Annotated in this window: 15 protein-coding genes and 1 riboswitch; of the genes, 7 read left to right on the plus strand and 8 right to left on the minus strand. The window is 72.3% G+C overall.

Annotated elements, in window-relative coordinates; genetic code table 11:
- Window positions 1–30: 30 nt before the first annotated feature.
- A complete protein-coding gene (locus IH00_RS0114830) occupies window positions 31–792 on the minus strand; it encodes an AAA family ATPase (RefSeq protein ID WP_420710877.1) in 762 nt (253 codons plus the stop codon).
- Between the two features lie 165 nt (window positions 793–957).
- Window positions 958–1049, plus strand: a riboswitch (glycine riboswitch).
- A gap of 168 nt (window positions 1050–1217) precedes the next feature.
- Between IH00_RS0114830 and gcvT the strand changes: the two genes are divergently transcribed.
- From gcvT to IH00_RS0114850, 4 genes are all read left to right on the plus strand, one after another.
- Window positions 1218–2333, plus strand: coding sequence for a glycine cleavage system aminomethyltransferase GcvT (gene gcvT / locus IH00_RS0114835; RefSeq protein ID WP_031073614.1), 1116 nt, complete (start codon window positions 1218–1220; stop codon window positions 2331–2333).
- Window positions 2334–2391: 58 nt separating this feature from the next.
- A complete protein-coding gene (gene gcvH, locus IH00_RS0114840; protein WP_031073616.1) occupies window positions 2392–2769 on the plus strand; it encodes a glycine cleavage system protein GcvH in 378 nt (125 codons plus the stop codon).
- A 17-nt stretch (window positions 2770–2786) separates the two neighbouring features.
- Window positions 2787–4046 carry a serine hydroxymethyltransferase gene (gene glyA, locus IH00_RS0114845; RefSeq protein ID WP_031073618.1) on the plus strand — a complete coding sequence of 420 codons (1260 nt, stop codon included), beginning with the start codon at window positions 2787–2789 and terminating at the stop codon, window positions 4044–4046.
- 157 nt (window positions 4047–4203) lie between these two features.
- Entirely contained in the window at window positions 4204–5571 is a 1368-nt protein-coding gene (locus IH00_RS0114850) for an L-serine ammonia-lyase (RefSeq protein ID WP_031073620.1), read from the plus strand.
- On the opposite strand, the gene IH00_RS0114855 is transcribed toward IH00_RS0114850, so the two are convergent.
- Both IH00_RS0114855 and IH00_RS0114860 read right to left on the minus strand, forming a co-directional pair.
- Complete coding sequence (locus IH00_RS0114855; protein ID WP_031073622.1) at window positions 5572–6531, minus strand: CopD family protein; 960 nt, start codon at window positions 6529–6531, stop codon at window positions 5572–5574. It abuts the gene before it with no gap.
- A complete protein-coding gene (locus tag IH00_RS0114860; protein ID WP_031073624.1) occupies window positions 6528–6743 on the minus strand; it encodes an EF-hand domain-containing protein in 216 nt (71 codons plus the stop codon). The genes IH00_RS0114855 and IH00_RS0114860 overlap by 4 nt, the downstream gene beginning before the upstream one ends.
- A gap of 93 nt (window positions 6744–6836) precedes the next feature.
- On the opposite strand from IH00_RS0114860, the gene IH00_RS0114865 reads away from it, so the two are divergent.
- Window positions 6837–7475 (plus strand): N-acetyltransferase, encoded by a 639-nt coding sequence (locus tag IH00_RS0114865; protein ID WP_031073626.1) that lies wholly within the window; start codon window positions 6837–6839, stop codon window positions 7473–7475.
- Window positions 7476–7529: 54 nt separating this feature from the next.
- Here IH00_RS0114865 and IH00_RS0114870 read toward each other — a convergent pair whose 3' ends face one another.
- The 5 genes from IH00_RS0114870 to IH00_RS0114890 form a co-directional block, all read right to left on the minus strand.
- Window positions 7530–8705: a YncE family protein gene (locus tag IH00_RS0114870; protein ID WP_031073627.1), complete on the minus strand. Its 1176-nt coding sequence runs from the start codon at window positions 8703–8705 to the stop codon at window positions 7530–7532.
- A gap of 348 nt (window positions 8706–9053) precedes the next feature.
- The gene (locus tag IH00_RS0114875) at window positions 9054–9569 is read right to left on the minus strand and encodes an ATP-binding protein (protein ID WP_234334855.1); all 516 of its coding nucleotides are present in this window, start codon (window positions 9567–9569) and stop codon (window positions 9054–9056) included.
- A 246-nt stretch (window positions 9570–9815) separates the two neighbouring features.
- Complete coding sequence (locus IH00_RS0114880; RefSeq protein WP_031073631.1) at window positions 9816–10583, minus strand: enoyl-CoA hydratase/isomerase family protein; 768 nt, start codon at window positions 10581–10583, stop codon at window positions 9816–9818.
- Window positions 10584–10668: 85 nt separating this feature from the next.
- Window positions 10669–11940 carry a L,D-transpeptidase gene (locus IH00_RS0114885; RefSeq protein ID WP_031073634.1) on the minus strand — a complete coding sequence of 424 codons (1272 nt, stop codon included), beginning with the start codon at window positions 11938–11940 and terminating at the stop codon, window positions 10669–10671.
- A gap of 200 nt (window positions 11941–12140) precedes the next feature.
- A complete protein-coding gene (locus IH00_RS0114890) occupies window positions 12141–13376 on the minus strand; it encodes a L,D-transpeptidase (RefSeq protein WP_107064462.1) in 1236 nt (411 codons plus the stop codon).
- Between the two features lie 374 nt (window positions 13377–13750).
- On the opposite strand from IH00_RS0114890, the gene glgX reads away from it, so the two are divergent.
- Together glgX and IH00_RS0114900 are read left to right on the plus strand one after the other, a co-directional pair.
- Entirely contained in the window at window positions 13751–15952 is a 2202-nt protein-coding gene (glgX, locus tag IH00_RS0114895) for a glycogen debranching protein GlgX (RefSeq protein ID WP_052411398.1), read from the plus strand.
- A gap of 91 nt (window positions 15953–16043) precedes the next feature.
- Window positions 16044–17819, plus strand: coding sequence for an ABC transporter ATP-binding protein (locus IH00_RS0114900; protein WP_031073640.1), 1776 nt, complete (start codon window positions 16044–16046; stop codon window positions 17817–17819).

Consider the following 17819-nt stretch of genomic DNA (forward strand, 5'->3'; position numbering starts at 1 on the left):
GCGCCAGCACCCTAGCGCCCGGGCCGCGGCTCAGCCGAACGTGATGCGGGTCAGCGCCGCCGCGGCCGGGCGGTCCAGCAGCACGGCGGAGGCGCAGCCGCCGGGCAGGACCCCCTTCTCGGCGTCCCGCACCAGCCGCCCCACCGCCCTGCGGTGCCGCGCGAAGGCGTACCCGGACACACCGCGCCCCCGGTGGCGCTGGCCCTCGCGGGCCACCTCGGCGGTGACGTCGAGCAGGACGAGGTGCAGGGCCCTGCCGCGCCGGCGGGCCTCGCGGGCGAGCCAGCGCCGCACCCAGGCCTGGGTGCCGCAGTCGTGGACGACCACGCCGGCGCCGGAGCGCAGCGCGCGGTGGAGCCCGGCGTAGTGGGCGATGCGGACGAGCGGGCGGTACACGGCGTACGGCAGGAACCGGGGCATCCGGGCCTCCCAGCGCTCGCGGGTGTCCTGCGAGTCGATGCCACGTCCGCCGGCCGCGCGGGCGATGAGGGTGGACTTGCCGCTGCCGGGCAGGCCGGAGACGACCACCAGGTCGCCGTCGGCGAAGCCGAGGGTGCGCGGGCAGCGTCCCGCGCGGTCCCGCAGGTCGCGCAGGACGGGCGCGGCCGGTGCCGGGCGGCGGCGCGTCGGCACGGCACCGGTCACCACTCCGGATACGGCCGCCCGGGGCACGGCACCCGGCATGGCCGCCCGGGTCACGGCACCCGGCATGGCACCCGTGTGCGCGCCGGTCGCCGCACAGGCGCTCCCCACCGGACCGCGCCGGGTGGAACCCCACCGCTGCAACGTCATCGCTCACTCCCCCTGCTCGGGCTCGGCCTACCCCGACCCTTGCCCAAGAAGTGTAAAGAACGGGTAATAAGGCACAAGCGATTTGCCGATCAGACCCCGCGTGCAATGATGTGCGCGCCGGCGCACACACAGGTGTGCGACCGCCACAACCGCATACCGGCCGCTTGAATCCGCGCGGGAGAGTTCCGGGTCCGCCCGGGCGCCGAAGGAGCAAGTTCCTCCCTTGAATCTCTCAGGCCCCGTACCGCGCGGATGAGGCAGATCTGAAAAGCGGGCCGCCGCGGCGGCTCCACCCAAGGTGCAAGCCGAGGACCGCACGCGTCTCCACACCTCCGTACGGTCACGGTGAACCTCTCAGGTTCCGATGACAGATGGGGAGGACCGTCTTCGAGCCATGCCCGTCCTGGGACCTGGGAGCCACATCCATGAGCACTGCCCCACGCCTCACCGCCCTCGATGCCGTGCATCGGGCGCTCGGCGCGACCATGACCGACTTCGCGGGCTGGGACATGCCGCTGCGGTACGGCAGCGAGCGTGACGAGCACAACGCCGTCCGGACCAAGGCCGGCCTCTTCGACCTCTCCCACATGGGTGAGATCACCGTGACCGGTCCGCAGGCCGCCGCCCTGCTCGACCACGCGCTGGTCGGCAACATCGGCGGCGTAGCCGTCGGCCGCGCCCGGTACACGATGATCTGCCGGGAGGACGGTGGGATCCTCGACGACCTGATCGTCTACCGCCTCGCCGGGACCGAGTACATGGTCGTCGCCAACGCCTCCAACGCGCAGGTCGTGCTGGACGCGCTCACCGAGCGGGCCGCGGGCTTCGACGCCGCCGTGCGTGACGACCGGGACGCGTACGCGCTGATCGCCATCCAGGGCCCGGAGTCGCCCGGCATCCTGAAGTCGGTCACGGACGCCGACCTGGACGGGCTGAAGTACTACGCCGGGCTGCCGGGCACCGTCGCGGGCGTGCCCGCGCTGATCGCCCGGACGGGCTACACCGGCGAGGACGGCTTCGAGCTGTTCGTGGAGCCGCAGCACGCCGAGAAGCTGTGGCAGGCGCTGACGGAGGCGGGCCGGGACGCGGGCCTGATCCCGTGCGGGCTGTCCTGCCGCGACACGCTGCGCCTGGAGGCGGGCATGCCGCTGTACGGGCACGAGCTGAGCACGTCCCTGACCCCCTTCGACGCGGGGCTGGGCCGGGTGGTCAAGTTCGAGAAGGAGGGCGACTTCGTGGGCCGCGAGGCGCTCGCCGCCGCCGCCGAGCGGGCGCGGATCGCCCCGCCGCGCAAGCTCGTGGGCCTGGTCGCCGAGGGCCGCCGGGTCCCGCGCGCCGGGATGCAGGTGGTCGCGGACGGCACGGTGATCGGCGAGGTCACCTCGGGCGCGCCGTCCCCGACGCTGGGCAGGCCGATCGCCATGGCGTACGTGGACGCGGCGCACGCCGCACCGGGGACGCCGGGCGTCGGCGTCGACATCCGCGGTACCCATGAGCCGTACGAGGTCGTGGCGCTCCCCTTCTACAAGCGCCAGAAGTGACGCCGCGCACCACTCCCCCGTTCACCAGCACTCCCCCGCGTACAGGAGAATCCCAGTCATGAGCAACCCCCAGCAGCTGCGCTACAGCAAGGAGCACGAGTGGCTGTCGGCCGCCGAGGACGGCGTGTCGACGGTCGGCATCACGGAGCACGCGGCGAACGCCCTCGGCGACGTCGTGTACGTCCAGCTCCCGGAGGTCGGCGAGACGGTGACCGCGGGCGAGACCTGTGGTGAGCTGGAGTCGACCAAGTCCGTCAGCGACCTGTACTCGCCCGTGACCGGTGAGGTCGCCGAGGTCAACCAGGAAGTCGTGGACGACCCGTCGCTGGTGAACACCGCCCCCTTCGAGGGCGGCTGGCTCTTCAAGGTGCGCGTCAGCGAGGAGCCGAAGGACCTGCTCTCCGCCGACGAGTACACCGAGTTCTCCGGCTCTTAAGGCTAAGGACCTTCCCGATGTCGCTTCTGAACACCCCTCTCCACGAGCTGGACCCGGACGTCGCCGCCGCTGTCGACGCCGAGCTCCACCGCCAGCAGTCCACCCTGGAAATGATCGCCTCGGAGAACTTCGCCCCGGTCGCGGTCATGGAGGCCCAGGGCTCGGTCCTCACCAACAAGTACGCCGAGGGTTACCCCGGCCGCCGCTACTACGGCGGCTGCGAGCACGTCGACGTGGTCGAGCAGATCGCCATCGACCGCATCAAGGCCCTGTTCGGTGCCGAGCACGCGAACGTGCAGCCGCACTCGGGCGCCCAGGCGAACGCCGCCGCGATGTTCGCGCTGCTCAAGCCGGGCGACACCATCATGGGCCTGAACCTCGCCCACGGCGGGCACCTGACCCACGGCATGAAGATCAACTTCTCCGGCAAGCTCTACAACGTGGTCCCGTACCACGTCGACGACGCCACCGGCCAGGTCGACATGGCCGAGGTCGAGCGCCTGGCCAAGGAGTCCAAGCCGAAGCTGATCGTCGCCGGCTGGTCCGCCTACCCCCGCCAGCTGGACTTCGCCGCCTTCCGCCGCATCGCGGACGAGGTCGGCGCGTACCTGATGGTCGACATGGCCCACTTCGCGGGCCTGGTCGCGGCGGGTCTGCACCCCAACCCGGTGCCGCACGCCCACGTGGTCACCACCACGACCCACAAGACGCTGGGCGGCCCGCGCGGTGGTGTGATCCTCTCCACCGCCGAGCTCGCCAAGAAGATCAACTCCGCGGTCTTCCCCGGTCAGCAGGGCGGCCCGCTGGAGCACGTGATCGCCGCCAAGGCCGTGGCGTTCAAGGTCGCCGCGAGCGAGGACTTCAAGGAGCGCCAGCAGCGCACCCTGGACGGCGCCCGCATCCTGGCCGAGCGCCTGGTCCGGCCGGACGTCACCGAGCACGGCGTGTCGGTCCTGACCGGCGGTACCGACGTGCACCTGGTGCTGGTCGACCTCCGCAACAGCGAGCTCGACGGCCAGCAGGCCGAGGACCGGCTCCACGAGGTCGGCATCACCGTCAACCGCAACGCGATCCCGAACGACCCGCGGCCCCCGATGGTCACCTCGGGTCTGCGGATCGGCACCCCGGCCCTGGCCACCCGTGGCTTCCAGGCCGAGGACTTCACCGAGGTCGCCGACATCATCGCCGAGGCGCTGAAGCCGTCCTACGACGCGGACGCGCTCAAGGCCCGGGTCTCCGCCCTCGCCGCGAAGCACCCGCTTTACCCTGGTCTGTAGCCCTTACGGCGTTACGTACGCAACAGACTGATCTGCGGGGCACCGCGCACACTGGACAGTGAGTGCGGTGCCCCGTCCCTTGCCCCGCATCCCGCCCCACCCGTTGTCCCTGCACCACCCCGGCAGACAGCGACGTCTTCCAACCAAGGAGTCCCCCGTGGCCATCTCGGTCTTCGACCTGTTCTCGATCGGCATCGGCCCGTCCAGCTCCCACACGGTCGGCCCCATGCGGGCGGCCCGGATGTTCGCCCGCCGGCTCAAGAACGAGGGCCTGCTGGCCCACACCGCCTCGATACGGGCCGAGCTGTACGGCTCGCTGGGCGCGACCGGCCACGGCCACGGCACCCCCAAGGCGGTCCTGCTCGGCCTGGAGGGCAACTCGCCCCGCACGGTCGACGTCGAGACCGCCGACGAGCAGGTCGAGCGGATCAGGAGCGAGGCGCGCATCAGCCTGCTCGGCGTGCACGAGATCGCCTTCGACTTCGACCGGGACCTGGTCCTGCACCGCCGCAAGGCGCTGCCCTACCACGCCAACGGCATGACCCTGTGGGCGTACGACGCCGACGGCGGCACGCTGCTGGAGAAGACGTACTACTCGGTCGGCGGCGGGTTCGTCGTCGACGAGGACGCGGTCGGCGAGGACCGGATCAAGCTCGACGACACCGTCCTGAAGCACCCCTTCCGCACCGGTGACGAGCTGCTGCGCCTGACCAAGGAGACCGGCCTGTCGATCTCCGCCCTGATGCTGGAGAACGAGAAGGCCTGGCGCACGGAGACGGAGATCCGTGAGGGCCTGCTGGAGATCTGGCGCGTGATGCAGGCGTGCGTGGACCGCGGCATGTCCCGCGAGGGCATCCTGCCGGGCGGTCTGAAGGTCCGCCGCCGCGCCGCCACCACCGCGCGCAAGCTGCGCTCGGAGGGCGACGCCCAGGCCCTGGCCATGGAGTGGATCACGCTGTACGCCATGGCCGTGAACGAGGAGAACGCCGCGGGCGGCCGCGTCGTGACGGCCCCGACCAACGGCGCCGCGGGCATCATCCCGGCGGTCCTGCACTACTACATGAACTTCGTGCCCGGCGCGGACGAGGAGGGCGTGGTCCGCTTCCTGCTCGCCGCGGGCGCGATCGGCATGCTCTTCAAGGAGAACGCCTCGATCTCCGGCGCCGAGGTCGGCTGCCAGGGCGAGGTCGGCTCGGCCTGCTCGATGGCGGCCGGCGCCCTCGCCGAGGTGCTGGGCGGCTCCCCCGAGCAGGTGGAGAACGCCGCCGAGATCGGTATGGAGCACAACCTGGGCCTGACCTGCGACCCGGTCGGCGGTCTGGTGCAGATCCCGTGCATCGAGCGCAACGGCATGGCGGCGGTCAAGGCCGTCACGGCGGCGCGGATGGCGATGCGCGGTGACGGCAGCCACAAGGTCTCCCTGGACAAGGTCATCAAGACCATGAAGGAGACCGGCGCCGACATGTCGGTGAAGTACAAGGAGACCGCGCGCGGCGGTCTCGCGGTGAACATCATCGAGTGCTGATCAGCGCAGCGACAGGCGTGTACTGACCCAGTGCGGGTCGGGTACGACCGTCAGGAGCGCCGAGACCACGACGACCCCCGCCAGCACCGCCAGCTCGGTGCGGGCGGGGGCCGTCGCGTCCCGTCCCCGGGGCCCCAGCCGGCGGCGCGCGGCCACGGCGAGGACGCTCACCACGGCCATCAGCGCCAGCTTGGCCAGCAGGACCCGCCCGTAGGCGGAGCCCAGCACGACGTCGGCCGGGAGCCGGCGCAGCGCCGAGCACGTGCCGGTGACGGCGAGCGCCGCGTAGAGCCAGCTGGCGAGGCGGGCGTACCGCAGCAGCGCCTCCCGCGCCCCGCCGCGCAGCCGCACCACGCGCAGCACGTACAGCAGGCCCCCGGTCCACAGGGACGCGGCGATCAGGTGCACGACGGTCAGCGCCGTGCCGATCTCCGGCGTGTACGGCTCGGGGTGCGCGCGCAGCGCCTCCGCGCCGATCACCAGCGCGAGCGGGGCCGTGGCCCACCCGGGCCGCTTCAGCGCCACGCAGCCGGCCGCGAGGGCGAAGCCGTTCGCCATGGCCAGGAGCAGCCCGCCGTCCCGCGTGCCGTAGACCGCGGTGATGTCCAGGTCGCTCACGCGGGCGAGCAGCACGATCTGCCCCGCCGACGCGGCGGCGCCCCCGAGAGCGGCCCCCAGGGCGTAGGGGGACGGCCGCGGCCCGGGGCCCGCGAGCCGGGCCCCGGCGAGTTCGCCGAGGTGCACCGCGAGGGCGGCGAGGACGGCGACGCGCAGCAGGGTGGTGGTCCCGGCCGCGGGGATGTGCAGCTCGCCCGTGCCCTGGGCGGCGATCCCGGGGCCGAACAGGGCGGCCGCGAGGACGGCGAGCAGGCCGGCGGCCGCGGCGAGCCGGGCGCGCGGGGCGTGCGTACGGCGCCGCCCGGACCGCCGGACGGCGCCGTCCTCCGTGCCCGTGGTCACGCCTTGCTGAGGTGCGCCCAGAACTCGTCGAAGGTGAGCAGGCCGTCGCCGTTGCCGTCCTGGGAGTTGATGACGGCCTGGGCCACGGTCTCGGTGACGTTGAAGTCACCCAGCTGCGCCATGACGCTCTTGTACTCGGCGGCCGAGATCAGCCCGTCCCCGTTCACGTCGAACCGCTCGAATGCCTTGCGCGCCGACTCGATGTCCGCCACAGGTCCACCCCTTCTTGGTGCATAACTGACGGCGGTCAGATTATCGGCAGGGCCCTGGTGTCCGGTCCGGGGGCCGTGGTGGACCATGGAGGCATGAGCGATGCGGTGGCGGACATCCTGGCGGCGGCGGCGCGCGGCGTCTTCCCCCCGCCCGACGGCTCGGTGCGGGTGGTGCCGCAGCCGAGCCCGCGGGACGCCGGTGTGCTGGCCTTCACCGCTCATTCGGTGGTCTTCCTGGACGAGGACCCGCGGTGGGTCCGCCAGGAACTGGCGGCCACGGCGAGCGACGCCCTCTCCGCCGCGATGAACCCGGCCTTCCTCGCTGCCGTCATGGCGCGCACGGGCCGCTCCATGAACACCATCGACCTGCTGACGGTCGCGCCCGCCCTCCCCGGGGCCCCGCAGCTCGCGCTGCGCGAGATCACCGACCCGGACCACCCCCGTGTCGCCCGCGCGTGGAAGTTCCGGGACGACCTACGGGTCTGGGCGGCCGACGGCGGTGTGGTGGTGCTCGGCCGGGGCGTCGCGGGCCGCTGGGAGGCCGCTGTCGAGGTGGACGAGGCCGCCCGGGGCGGGGGCCTGGGCCGGGCCCTCGCGGTCGCCGCCCGGCATCTGGTGCCGGACGCGGTGGTGTGGGCGCAGCAGTCGCCGGGCAACGCGCGCAGCGTGCGGGCCTTCCAGGCGGCGGGCTACCGCCCGGTGGGCTCGGAGGCGCTGTTCGTCGCCGGATGAGCCGCCGCGAGCCGTGGCCGGCGGGCCGGGCACCGGCTCGGTGCCGTGCGCCGGTCAGCGGAAGACGCCGGTGTGGCCGAGGGAGTAGCGGCCGGGCTGAGGGTAGACCGCGAGGCCGTGCGGGCCGCCGCCGACCGGGATGCGGGCCAGCTGCCTGCCGGTCGTCGTGTCGATCGCGTACACCTCGCCGTCGTACCGCCCGGTCAGCCACAGCACCTTGCCGTCGGCGGAGACGCCGCCCATGTCCGGGGAGCCGCCGTCCGGCAGGTGCCACTTCTTGGTGAGCGCGCCCCGCGCGAAGTCGAAGACGGAGACGGACCCCTCGCCGCGGTTGGAGACGTACATCTCCTTGGAGTCCCGGGACACGTACAGGCCGTGGCAGCCCTTGCCGGTCGGCAGCAGCCGCGGTGCGGTGAACGCCTCGCCGTCCAGCACCCACATGCCGTGCGCCATCATGTCGGCGATGTAGAAGGTCTTCCCGTCCGGCGACAGCTTGACGTCCTGCGGCATCGCGCCCCGGAAGGGCAGCCTCTGCTGGCCGACCACCTTCATCCGCTCCGTGTCGACCTTCAGCAGTTCGCCCGAGAACTCGCAGGAGACGATGAAGTACCGGCCGTCGGCGGAGAAGTCGGCGTGGTTGACGCCGTAGCAGGAGACCGGCTCGGTGTGGACGCGCTCCATGGTGTGGGGGTCGCGGAAGACCAGCTCGCGGTCGAGGGAGGCCATGACGACGGCGTACTTGCCCTGGGGCGTGAAGTAGAGGTTGTACGGGTCGTGGACCTCGACCGGTGGGCCCGCGGTGCCCGTGCGCGGGTCGATCGGGGTGAGGGTGTGGCCGCGGTTGTTGTTGACCCACAAGGTCTTGAGATCCCAGGACGGGACCACGTGCTGGGGCTGGACCCCCACCTTGATGGTCCCGACGACCTCGTACGTGGCGGGGTCGATGACGGAGACCGTGTCAGAGGTGGTGTTGGGCACGTAGACGCGCGAGGGGAAGCCCTTGACCACCGGGGAGAGCATGTGGGGCCGGTCGGCGGCGTAGACGTCCCGGGGGTCGAGGAGGGGCGGCATGCCGGGAAGTCCGGCAGGGGCCTTCTTCGGTACGGGGGCGGGCACGGCGGCCTTCGTGGACCGCGCCTCGGTACGGTCGTGGCCGGCGCCGCCGCAACCGGCGAGGGCCGCGAGCGCGGCGGCGACGAGGAGGCTCTTCGATCGCTTCGAGAGGGTCACGCGAGATGTATGGCGCGACAGGCCCGGACAGTAACGATTCCGGAATTCAGGATCCGCCTGCCAGACCGAAGAATCTACGATGGAACCCATAATTATTCATGGTTTTCCAGGTCAGTGGCCCATCTCACCTGGACTTCCAACCCCCACTGACCCGATTTGCACACTTTTGAGCCGGTAGGGTCTTTTGAGGCAAGGCCGCCCGTCTGCCATAGTCGGTGCACGACCCCCATTGACCCGGGCGAGGTCGCGTTCGCGCCGTGGACACACCCCACTTCCCGTCCACGGCGCCCACAGGAAAGCCCCCGCGGCGCCGTACCACGGCGCGAGGGGGCTTTCGTGCGTCCGGCCTCAGCGGTCGGAGACCCGCATCTCGAACCAGGTGGTCTTGCCGCGCGGCTGGAGGTCGACGCCCCAGCGGTCGGAGAGCTTGTCGACGAGGAAGAGGCCGCGACCGCTGGTGTCCATCTCCTGCACCGGCATCAGGCACGGCAGGCCGCGCGAGGGGTCGCGCACCTCGATCCGGATCCAGCCGCGGCGGCGCAGCATGCGCAGCCCGAAGACCCGTGCTCCGGTGTGCCGGACGGCGTTGCCCACGAGTTCGGAGACGAGCAGGATCGCGTGCTCGGCGATCTGCGGGCCGAGCGCCCACTGGCGCAGGACCACGCACTGGGTCAGCCGCCGGGCCGTCGCGGCGGACTCGGGGCGGGACGGCAGCCGCACCTCGTCCTCCGTGGGATTGCCGAAGAACTCCAGCGCCTCCAGGGCCCGCTCGTCGTCCGCGGCCGGCACCCACCGGGCGGCCGTAGCACTGCCGCGCTGCCGCGGTTGTTCCACACCTTCCAGCCCCGCCATGCCCACCATGATGGCCGCCCGGAGGCGTCCGCGGGGCGGTTCCCCGGGATTCGGCACGGGGAGCGAGCCACTCCGGGGAGGCGGGTGACATATGCCTCCGGCAGGGCGGTCGGCCGAACCCGGGGGTGACCTGCGGTGACGCAGGTCACACGCATCGCCCGCCGGGGGCCGCCAGGGCCGCGGCCGGGTCCTCCCCGGGCTCCGCCAAACCACCCGCACGGCTGACACGGCGGTCAACGGTGCCCAAGAGGGCGGTGGTCAGAGGAACTTGGCCTTGCCCGGCCCCTCCTCGACGAAGCTGCGCATGCCCCGCTCGCGGTCCTCGGTCGCGAACAGCCCGGCGAACCAGTTGCGTTCCACGGTCAGGCCCGTGTCGATGTCCGTCTCCAGCCCCGCGTCGACGGACTCCTTGGCGGCGCGCAGCGCGAGCGCCGGGCCCTGGGCGAGCTTCGCGGCCCAGGCGTGCGCCTGCTCGTAGACCTCGGCCGCGGGCACCACACGGTCGACCAGGCCGATGGTGAGGGCCTCGTCCGCCTTCACATGACGGCCCGTGAAGATCAGGTCCTTGGCCTTCGACGGCCCGACGAGCCGCGCCAGGCGCTGCGTACCGCCGGCCCCCGGGATCAGCCCCAGCAGGATCTCGGGCTGGCCCAGCTTGGCGTTGTCGCCCGCGATCCGGAAGTCGGCGCACAGGGCCAGCTCGCAGCCGCCGCCCAGCGCGTAGCCGGTGACGGCGGCGACGACCGGCTTGGGGATGCGGGCGACGGCGGTGAACGAGTCCTGCAGGGCCTTGGAGCGCAGCACCATGGCCGCGTGGTCCATCGCCTGCATCTCCTTGATGTCCGCGCCCGCCGCGAACACCTTCTCGCCGCCGTACAGCACCACCGCGCGGACGTCGTCGCGTCGGCTCGCCTCTTCGGCGAGTTCGCGCAGCCGGTCCTGGGTGGCGATGTCCAGCGCGTTCATCGGCGGGCGGTCCAGGCGGAGGGTGCCGACGCCTTCGGAGACTTCGAGAGTGACTGTCATACGGGGCAGGTTAGCCGCCGTTAACGACGACGGGCCCGGTGCCGTCCGTCACAGTGACGGCACCGGGCCCGTACATGCCGGGGACCTACTTGATCCACTCCGACCACGGCATGTTCCAGCCGTTCAGACCGTTGTCCGGCTGGATCTGCTTGTCCTTGGAGTTCTTCACGACCACCACGTCGCCGATGATCGAGTTGTCGTAGAACCAGGCCGCCGGGGTCGAGCCGTCGTAGGCGCCGCGCACGTCCCGCAGGCCCACGCAGCCGTGGCTGACGTTGGCCGAGCCGAAGGTGCCGGCGGACGCCCAGTAGTTGCCGTGCACGAAGGTGCCCGAGGTGGACAGGCGCATGGCGTGCGGCACGTCCTTGATGTCGTACTCCCCGCCGAAGCCGACCGTGGCACCGTTCATGCGGGTCACCTTGTACTTCTCGCTGATGACCATCTGGCCGTTGTACGTCGTCGTGGACGGCGCGCCCGCGGTGATCGGCACGGTCTTGATCAGCTTGCCGTCGCGGACGACCTTCATGGTGTGGGCGCTCGCGTCGACGGTGGAGACCTGGCTGCGGCCGATGGTGAACTTCACCGTCTTGGACTGCTTGCCGTACACGCCCGGGCGGCCCTCGACGCCGTCCAGGTTCAGCTGCACGGTCACCTTGGTGCCCGCGGCCCAGTACTTCTCCGGGCGGAAGTCGAGGCGGTCGTTGCCGAACCAGTGGCCCTCGATCGGGACGGACGGCTCGGCGGTCACCTTGATGGCCTTCTCGACGGCCTCCGGGTCGGTGATGCCCCGGGTGAAGTTGATGGAGACCGGCATGCCGACGCCGACGGTCGAGCCGTCCTCGGGCGTGTAGTGGCCGATGAAGGTGTTCTTGGGGACGAGCGTGGTGAACGTGGTGTCCTTGGCGGACTCGCGCCCCTCGGCGTCCTTGGCGACCGCGTGCACCTTGTACTTGGTGCCCGACGCCAGGTGCCGGACCGGCTCCCAGCTGGTGCCCCCCGCCGCCAGCTTGCCCTCGACCGGGTTGCCCTTGGAGTCGGCCACGGTGACCGTGGACAGCGTGCCCTTCTCCGCGGTGACCTTCAGGGCGCCGCTGGTGGCGACCGACTCGGCTCCGTCCTTGGGGGCGATGGTGACGACGGCCTGCGACGCCGCGTTCTCCACCTTCCCGCGGTCCTTCGTGTCCCCGCCCTTGCCACTGCCGCTCTCGGAGTCACCGCCCCCGCACGCCGTCACCAGCAGCAGCAGGACCCCCAGGACCAGGGCCAGCGGACCCCTGCCGGTTCCGCCCCCGCTTCCGCCCCCGCGCCGCGTACCGCCCGCCCCGGCCGATGCCCCCGATATCGGCTGCCCGTTCACGATGCTGTCTCCCCTCGCACCGGCCATCGGCATCGCCGAGGCCCGCACCCCCGCGCGCTCCAACCGCGCGCACCGCGATAGATAATCACATTGCGGGCACCACGCAGCGCCCGAGAATGTCACCGTTCAGTCCCAACTTGTCCGAGACGTGAGCGGGTCGCGCAGGTCAGCCGTATGCGGCGGGGGTATGAGGGGTCGGTTCAGGCCAGTGCGGACCCGGCCTTCCACTTCTTCCAGTCCATGTTCCAGCCGCCCAGCCCGTTGTGGGCGGCGACGGTGCGGTCGCGGGAGTTGACCACCTCCACCACGTCGCCGATCAGCGTGCGGTCGAAGAACCAGCCCGCCGGGGCGTCCGCGCTGCCGCCCTTCACGTCGCGCAGCCCCACGCACCCGTGGCTCACGTTCGCCGTGCCGAACGTCGCCGGGGGCGCCCAGTAGTTGCCGTGCAGGAAGGTCCCGGAATCGGTCAGCCGCATGGCATGCGGCACGTCCTTGATGTCGTACTCGCCCTTTCCGGTCTTCTTGTCTGTGAATCCGACCGTGGCACCGTTCATCCGTGTCACGTCGAACAGCTCGGTGACCACCATCTTCCCGTTGTACGTCGTCGTCTTGGGCGCCCCGGCCGTGATGGGCAGGGTGGTGACGAGCTTCCCGTCGCGCCGCACCTCCATGGTGTGCTCCTCCGCGTCCACCACGGAGACCTGGGAACGGCCGACGGTGAAGCCCACCGTCTTGTTCTGGATGCCGTACACCCCGCGCGCCGCCTCGACGTCGCGCAGCCGCAGGTCCACGGTGACCTGCGTGCCCGGTTTCCAGTACTCCTGCGGGCGGAAGTCGAGACGGTCCTTGCCGAACCAGTGCCCGGCCACCTCGACGGGCGGGCGGGAGGTCACCCGGATGGCCCGCTCGACGGCGGCGCGGTTCTCGATCGGCCGGTTGAAGGAGAACGAGACGATCATGCCGGTGCCGACGACGGAGCGGTTCTCCGGTTTGAAGTAGCCGATGAACCGGTGCTCGGGCACCGTCGTGGTGAAGGTGGAGTGCCGGGCCGAGCGGCGGCCGTGCCCGTCGAGCGCGACGGCGTCGATGCTGTACTTGGCGGCCAGCGCCAGCCGCGTACCCCGCGCCGGGCGCCACCGCAGCCCGTCCTCGGAGAGGGCACCGGGCACCTCGGCCGGCTGGGCGTCCTCCACCTTCATCACCCGCACGCGCTCCAGCCGCCCGCTGGGGATCCGCACCTCCAGGCGGCCGTCGGCGGGGACGCCCTTGGCACCGTCCTCCGGGATCACCCGGATGGTGTCACCGGGCGCCCGGGCCTTGTCGCCCGCGCCGATGCCGCCGAGGAGCGGGCCGCTGTCCCCCGTGCACCCGGCCAGCCCCGCCATCAGTCCTGCCCATGCCACGGCCGCGACCGCGCCGAGCCCTGCCCGTCTCATCACGTGTTTCACGATCCGCCCAACGACTGCCCCCCTCCAGGGGAAACGTCGGCGCGGGGCATGTTGGGAGCCGGGCGGTGCGGGCAGAACAGGTGGAGGACCACATGCGCGAGCCGCGGCCGGGACGCCGCGGCTCGCGTGCGAAGAGTGAGCCGACGGGGCCCGGGCGAGTGAGCCGAAGGGGCGCGACGGTGCCGGGAGGGAGAACGCGCGCGGGCTCCGGGAAACCGGGAACCGGGCACGATCGACCGCCGGCACCGCCAACAGGCGCCCCGGAGGAGGACCGGGCCCTCACGAAAAAGGGGAGCCGGCAGGTGTCGAGTGCGGCGGAACGGGAGGCGGTGCGGCGTGCTCAGCAGAGCACACAGGGCGCACTGCGGGTGGTACGCGAGCTGAACGGGCGCCCGAGGACGGCTCCCGGACCGCCGGTGTGGCCGGGGGCACCGACGCCGCTGGGCGCGCGGTTCCGGGTCGGACCGGACGGGGTGGCGGGCACGAACTTCGCGCTGTGGGCGGGCGGCGCCGAGGCGGTGGAGCTGTGCCTGTTCGACGCGGACGGCACGGAGAGCCGCGTACCGCTGACCGAGCTGACGCACCAGATCTGGCACGGCTTCGTGCCGGGCGTGCGGCCCGGGCAGCGGTACGGCTACCGGGTGCACGGCCGCTGGGACCCGTGGACGGGCGCCCGGTGGAACCCGGCGAAACTGCTGCTCGACCCGTACGCGCGGGCGGTGGACGGCGACTTCACGCTGCCGCCGGAGGTGTACGGGCACGTCAGGGACTGGCCGGAGCAGCACGTCGCCGACACCGTGCGCGACGACCGGGACTCCGCGCCGTACGTCCCCAAGGGCGTCGTCGTGCACGACGACGCACCCGACGACGAGTGGGCGGACGACCGGCGGCCCAAGACCCCGTGGGCCGACTCCGTCATCTACGAGCTGCACGTACGGGGCTTCACCAAGCGCCACCCCGGCATCCCCGAGGAACTGCGCGGCACGTACGCGGGCCTCGCCCACCCGGCGGCGGTCGAGCATCTCGTACGGCTCGGGGTGACGGCGGTGGAGCTGCTGCCGGTGCACCAGTTCGCGCACGAGGACCACCTGCTGCGGCGGGGGCTGAGGAACTACTGGGGCTACAACTCCATCGGCTACTTCGCGCCGCACGCCGCGTACAGCTCGTCGGGCACGGCGGGGCAGCAGGTCGGCGAGTTCAAGCGGATGGTCCGGGCGCTGCACGCCGCGGGCATCGAGGTCATCCTCGACGTGGTCTACAACCACACCGCCGAGGCGAGCGAGCTGGGCCCGATGCTGTCGCTGCGCGGCATCGACAACCGCGGCTACTACCGGCTGGCCGCGGACGCCCGCCGGTACGCCGACTACACGGGTTGCGGGAACACCCTCCACGTCGTCCAGCCGCACGTGCTGCGCCTGATCACCGACTCGCTGCGCTACTGGGTGACCGAGATGGGCGTCGACGGGTTCCGCTTCGACCTGGCGGCGGCGCTGGCCCGCTCCATGCACGACGTCGACATGCTGTCGCCGTTCCTCGCGGTCATCGCCCAGGACCCGGTGCTGCGGCGCGTGAAGCTGATCGCCGAGCCGTGGGACGTGGGCAGCGGCGGATACCAGGTGGGCGCCTTCCCGCCGCTGTGGACCGAGTGGAACGACCGCTACCGGGACGCCGTGCGCGACTTCTGGCGCGGCGCCCTGCCCGACGTGCGGGAGATGGGATACCGGCTGTCCGGGTCCAGCGACCTGTACGCGTGGGGCGGGCGGCGCCCGTACGCCTCGATCAACTTCATCACCGCCCACGACGGCTTCACCCTGCGCGACCTCGTCAGCTACGAGCACAAGCACAACGAGGCCAACGGCGAGGGCAACCGGGACGGCACGAACGACAACCGGTCCTGGAACTGCGGCGCCGAGGGGGAGACCGGCGATCCGGCCGTCACGGCGCTGCGGCGGCGGCAGGTGCGCAACCTGCTCACCACGCTCCTGCTCTCCACGGGCGTGCCGATGCTCGTCGCGGGCGACGAGATGGGCCGTACGCAGGGCGGCAACAACAACGCGTACTGCCAGGACAACGAGATCGGCTGGGTCGACTGGTCGCTGCGGGAGCAGCCGGGCCCGCGTGGGCTGCTCGAGCTGACGTCCCGGCTGCTGGCGCTGCGCCACGCCCACCCGGTGCTGCGGCGCCGGGCGTTCTTCTCGGGCCGCCCGCAGGGCGCGGACGGGCTGCGGGACCTGGCGTGGTTCACCGCGCGCGGCGAGGAGATGACGGAGGCGGACTGGTACGCGCGGACGGCGACGATCGGGCTGTACCTGTCCGGGCGGGACATCCCGGGGCGGGACGCGCGCGGCGAGCCGGTCACGGACGACAGTTTCCTGGCGGTCCTGCACGCGGCCGCCGAACCGCTGGACTTCCTGCTCCCCGGGCCGCCCTGGGCCGCTGCGTACGAACTGGTGGTGGACACCTCGCGGGAGGACCAGTCCGGGGCGCCGGGCACGGTCCACGCGGGCGGGGAGGTGCTGACGGTGCCGGCGAGGTCGGTGCTGCTGCTGCGCGTGCGGGAGTAGGCGGCGTCCGGGCCGGCGGGGTACGGCCCTGCCGCCGGTCGGCCGAAAACCGCGTGAGCGTTGTCAGTGGCGAACCGTACGCTCGGTACTGATGACTGACCGTTCAAGCATTCGCTCGCTGTTGCGCTTGTGGCCGTACGTCCGTCCCGTGCGCGCGCGGTGGTTCACCGCGGCGGTGATCGCCGTCGTGGCGTCCTGCCTGGGACTCGTCATTCCTCTGGTGCTGAAGTGGCTGGTGGACGGCCCGGTGACCGACCGGGACCCGGGCGGTGTGGGGCTCGGGGCGCTGATGGTGCTGCTGCTCGGGGTCGCGGAGGCGGGGCTGTTCGGGCTGCGGCGGTGGCTGGTGGCGCGCCCGCTGGCCGGGGTCGAGGCCGCGATGCGCGCCGATCTGTACCGGCACGTGCAGCGGCTGCCGATGGCGTTCCACGACCGGTGGGCGTCGGGGCAGCTGCTGTCCCGGGCGACCACGGACCTGTCGCTGCTGCGGATGTTCCTGGCGTTCCCGCTGACGTTCCTGTTCGTGAACGGTGTGACGGTGCTGGCGGGCTGTGCGGTGCTGCTGGTGCAGGACAGGGTGCTGGGGCTGGTGCTGCTGGTGCCGGTCGTCCCGCTGATCGTGGTGTGCGCGCTGTTCGAGACGCGGTACTCGGTGGTCGCGCGGCGCGCGCAGGACCAGGTGGGTGATCTGACGACGGTCGTCGAGGAGAGCGTGCTCGGCATCCGCGTCATCAAGGGCTTCGGGCAGCACCGCAGCCAGGCGCGGGCCTTCCGCTCGCTGGCGGAGCGGCTGCGGGGCACCGAGCTGGGCAAGGCGCGGCTGCTGGCGGGCATCTGGGCGGTCATCACGATCGTGCCGGAGCTGGCGATCGGCGCGGCGCTGGTGCTGGGGACCGTCCGGGTCGCGGACGGCGACCTGTCGGCGGGCACGCTGGTGGCGTTCCTCACGACGGCGCTGGCGCTGCGGTGGCCGGTGGAGTCGATCGGGTTCCTGCTGGCGATGAGCCAGGAGGCGGCGACGGCGGCGGACCGGTACTTCGAGGTGATGGCCGAGCCGGAGGAGGACGACGGCGGCGCGTCCCGGACCGGGACGCCGGCCGGTCCGCTCTCCGGGGGCCTGCGCTTCGAGAACGTCACCTTCCGGTATCCGGACGCGCCGCCCGACGCGCCGCCGGTGCTGGCCGGGATCGACCTGCACGTGCGCCCCGGCGAGACCATGGCACTCGTCGGCGCCACGGGCTCCGGCAAGACCACGCTGACGGCGCTGGTGCCGCGGCTGCACGAGGTGACGGGCGGCCGGATCCTGCTGGACGGGGCCGACGTGGCGGACCTGCCGCGGGAGCGGCTGCGGGAACTGGTGGCGGTGGCCTTCGAGGAGCCGACGCTGTTCTCGGCGAGCGTCGGCGAGAACGTGCTGATGGGCGCGGGACCGGCGGGCGCGGGCGAGAGCGAACTGCGGCGGGCGCTGGACGTGGCGCAGGCCGACTTCGTGCACAACCTCCCGCAGGGCACCGCGACCCAGGTCGGCGAGCAGGGCCTGAGCCTCTCGGGCGGCCAGCGCCAGCGCCTCGCCCTGGCGCGGGCGGTGGTGGGCCGCCCGCGGTTCCTGGTCCTGGACGATCCGCTGTCGGCACTGGACGTCCACACGGAGGGCCGGGTGGAGGCGGCGCTGCGCGAGGTCCTGCGGGACACGACGGCCCTGGTCGTGGCGCACCGGCCCTCCACGGTGCTGCTCGCCGACCGCGTGGCGCTGCTGTCGGAGGGGCGCATCGCCGCGGTGGGCACGCACCAGGAGCTGCTGCGGGAGAGCACGCAGTACGCGTGGCTGATGTCGGGAGCGGACGGAGCGGCGGGCGGTACGCGATGA

This window comes from Streptomyces sp. NRRL S-118 (assembly GCF_000716335.1).
GTDB lineage: Bacteria > Actinomycetota > Actinomycetes > Streptomycetales > Streptomycetaceae > Streptomyces.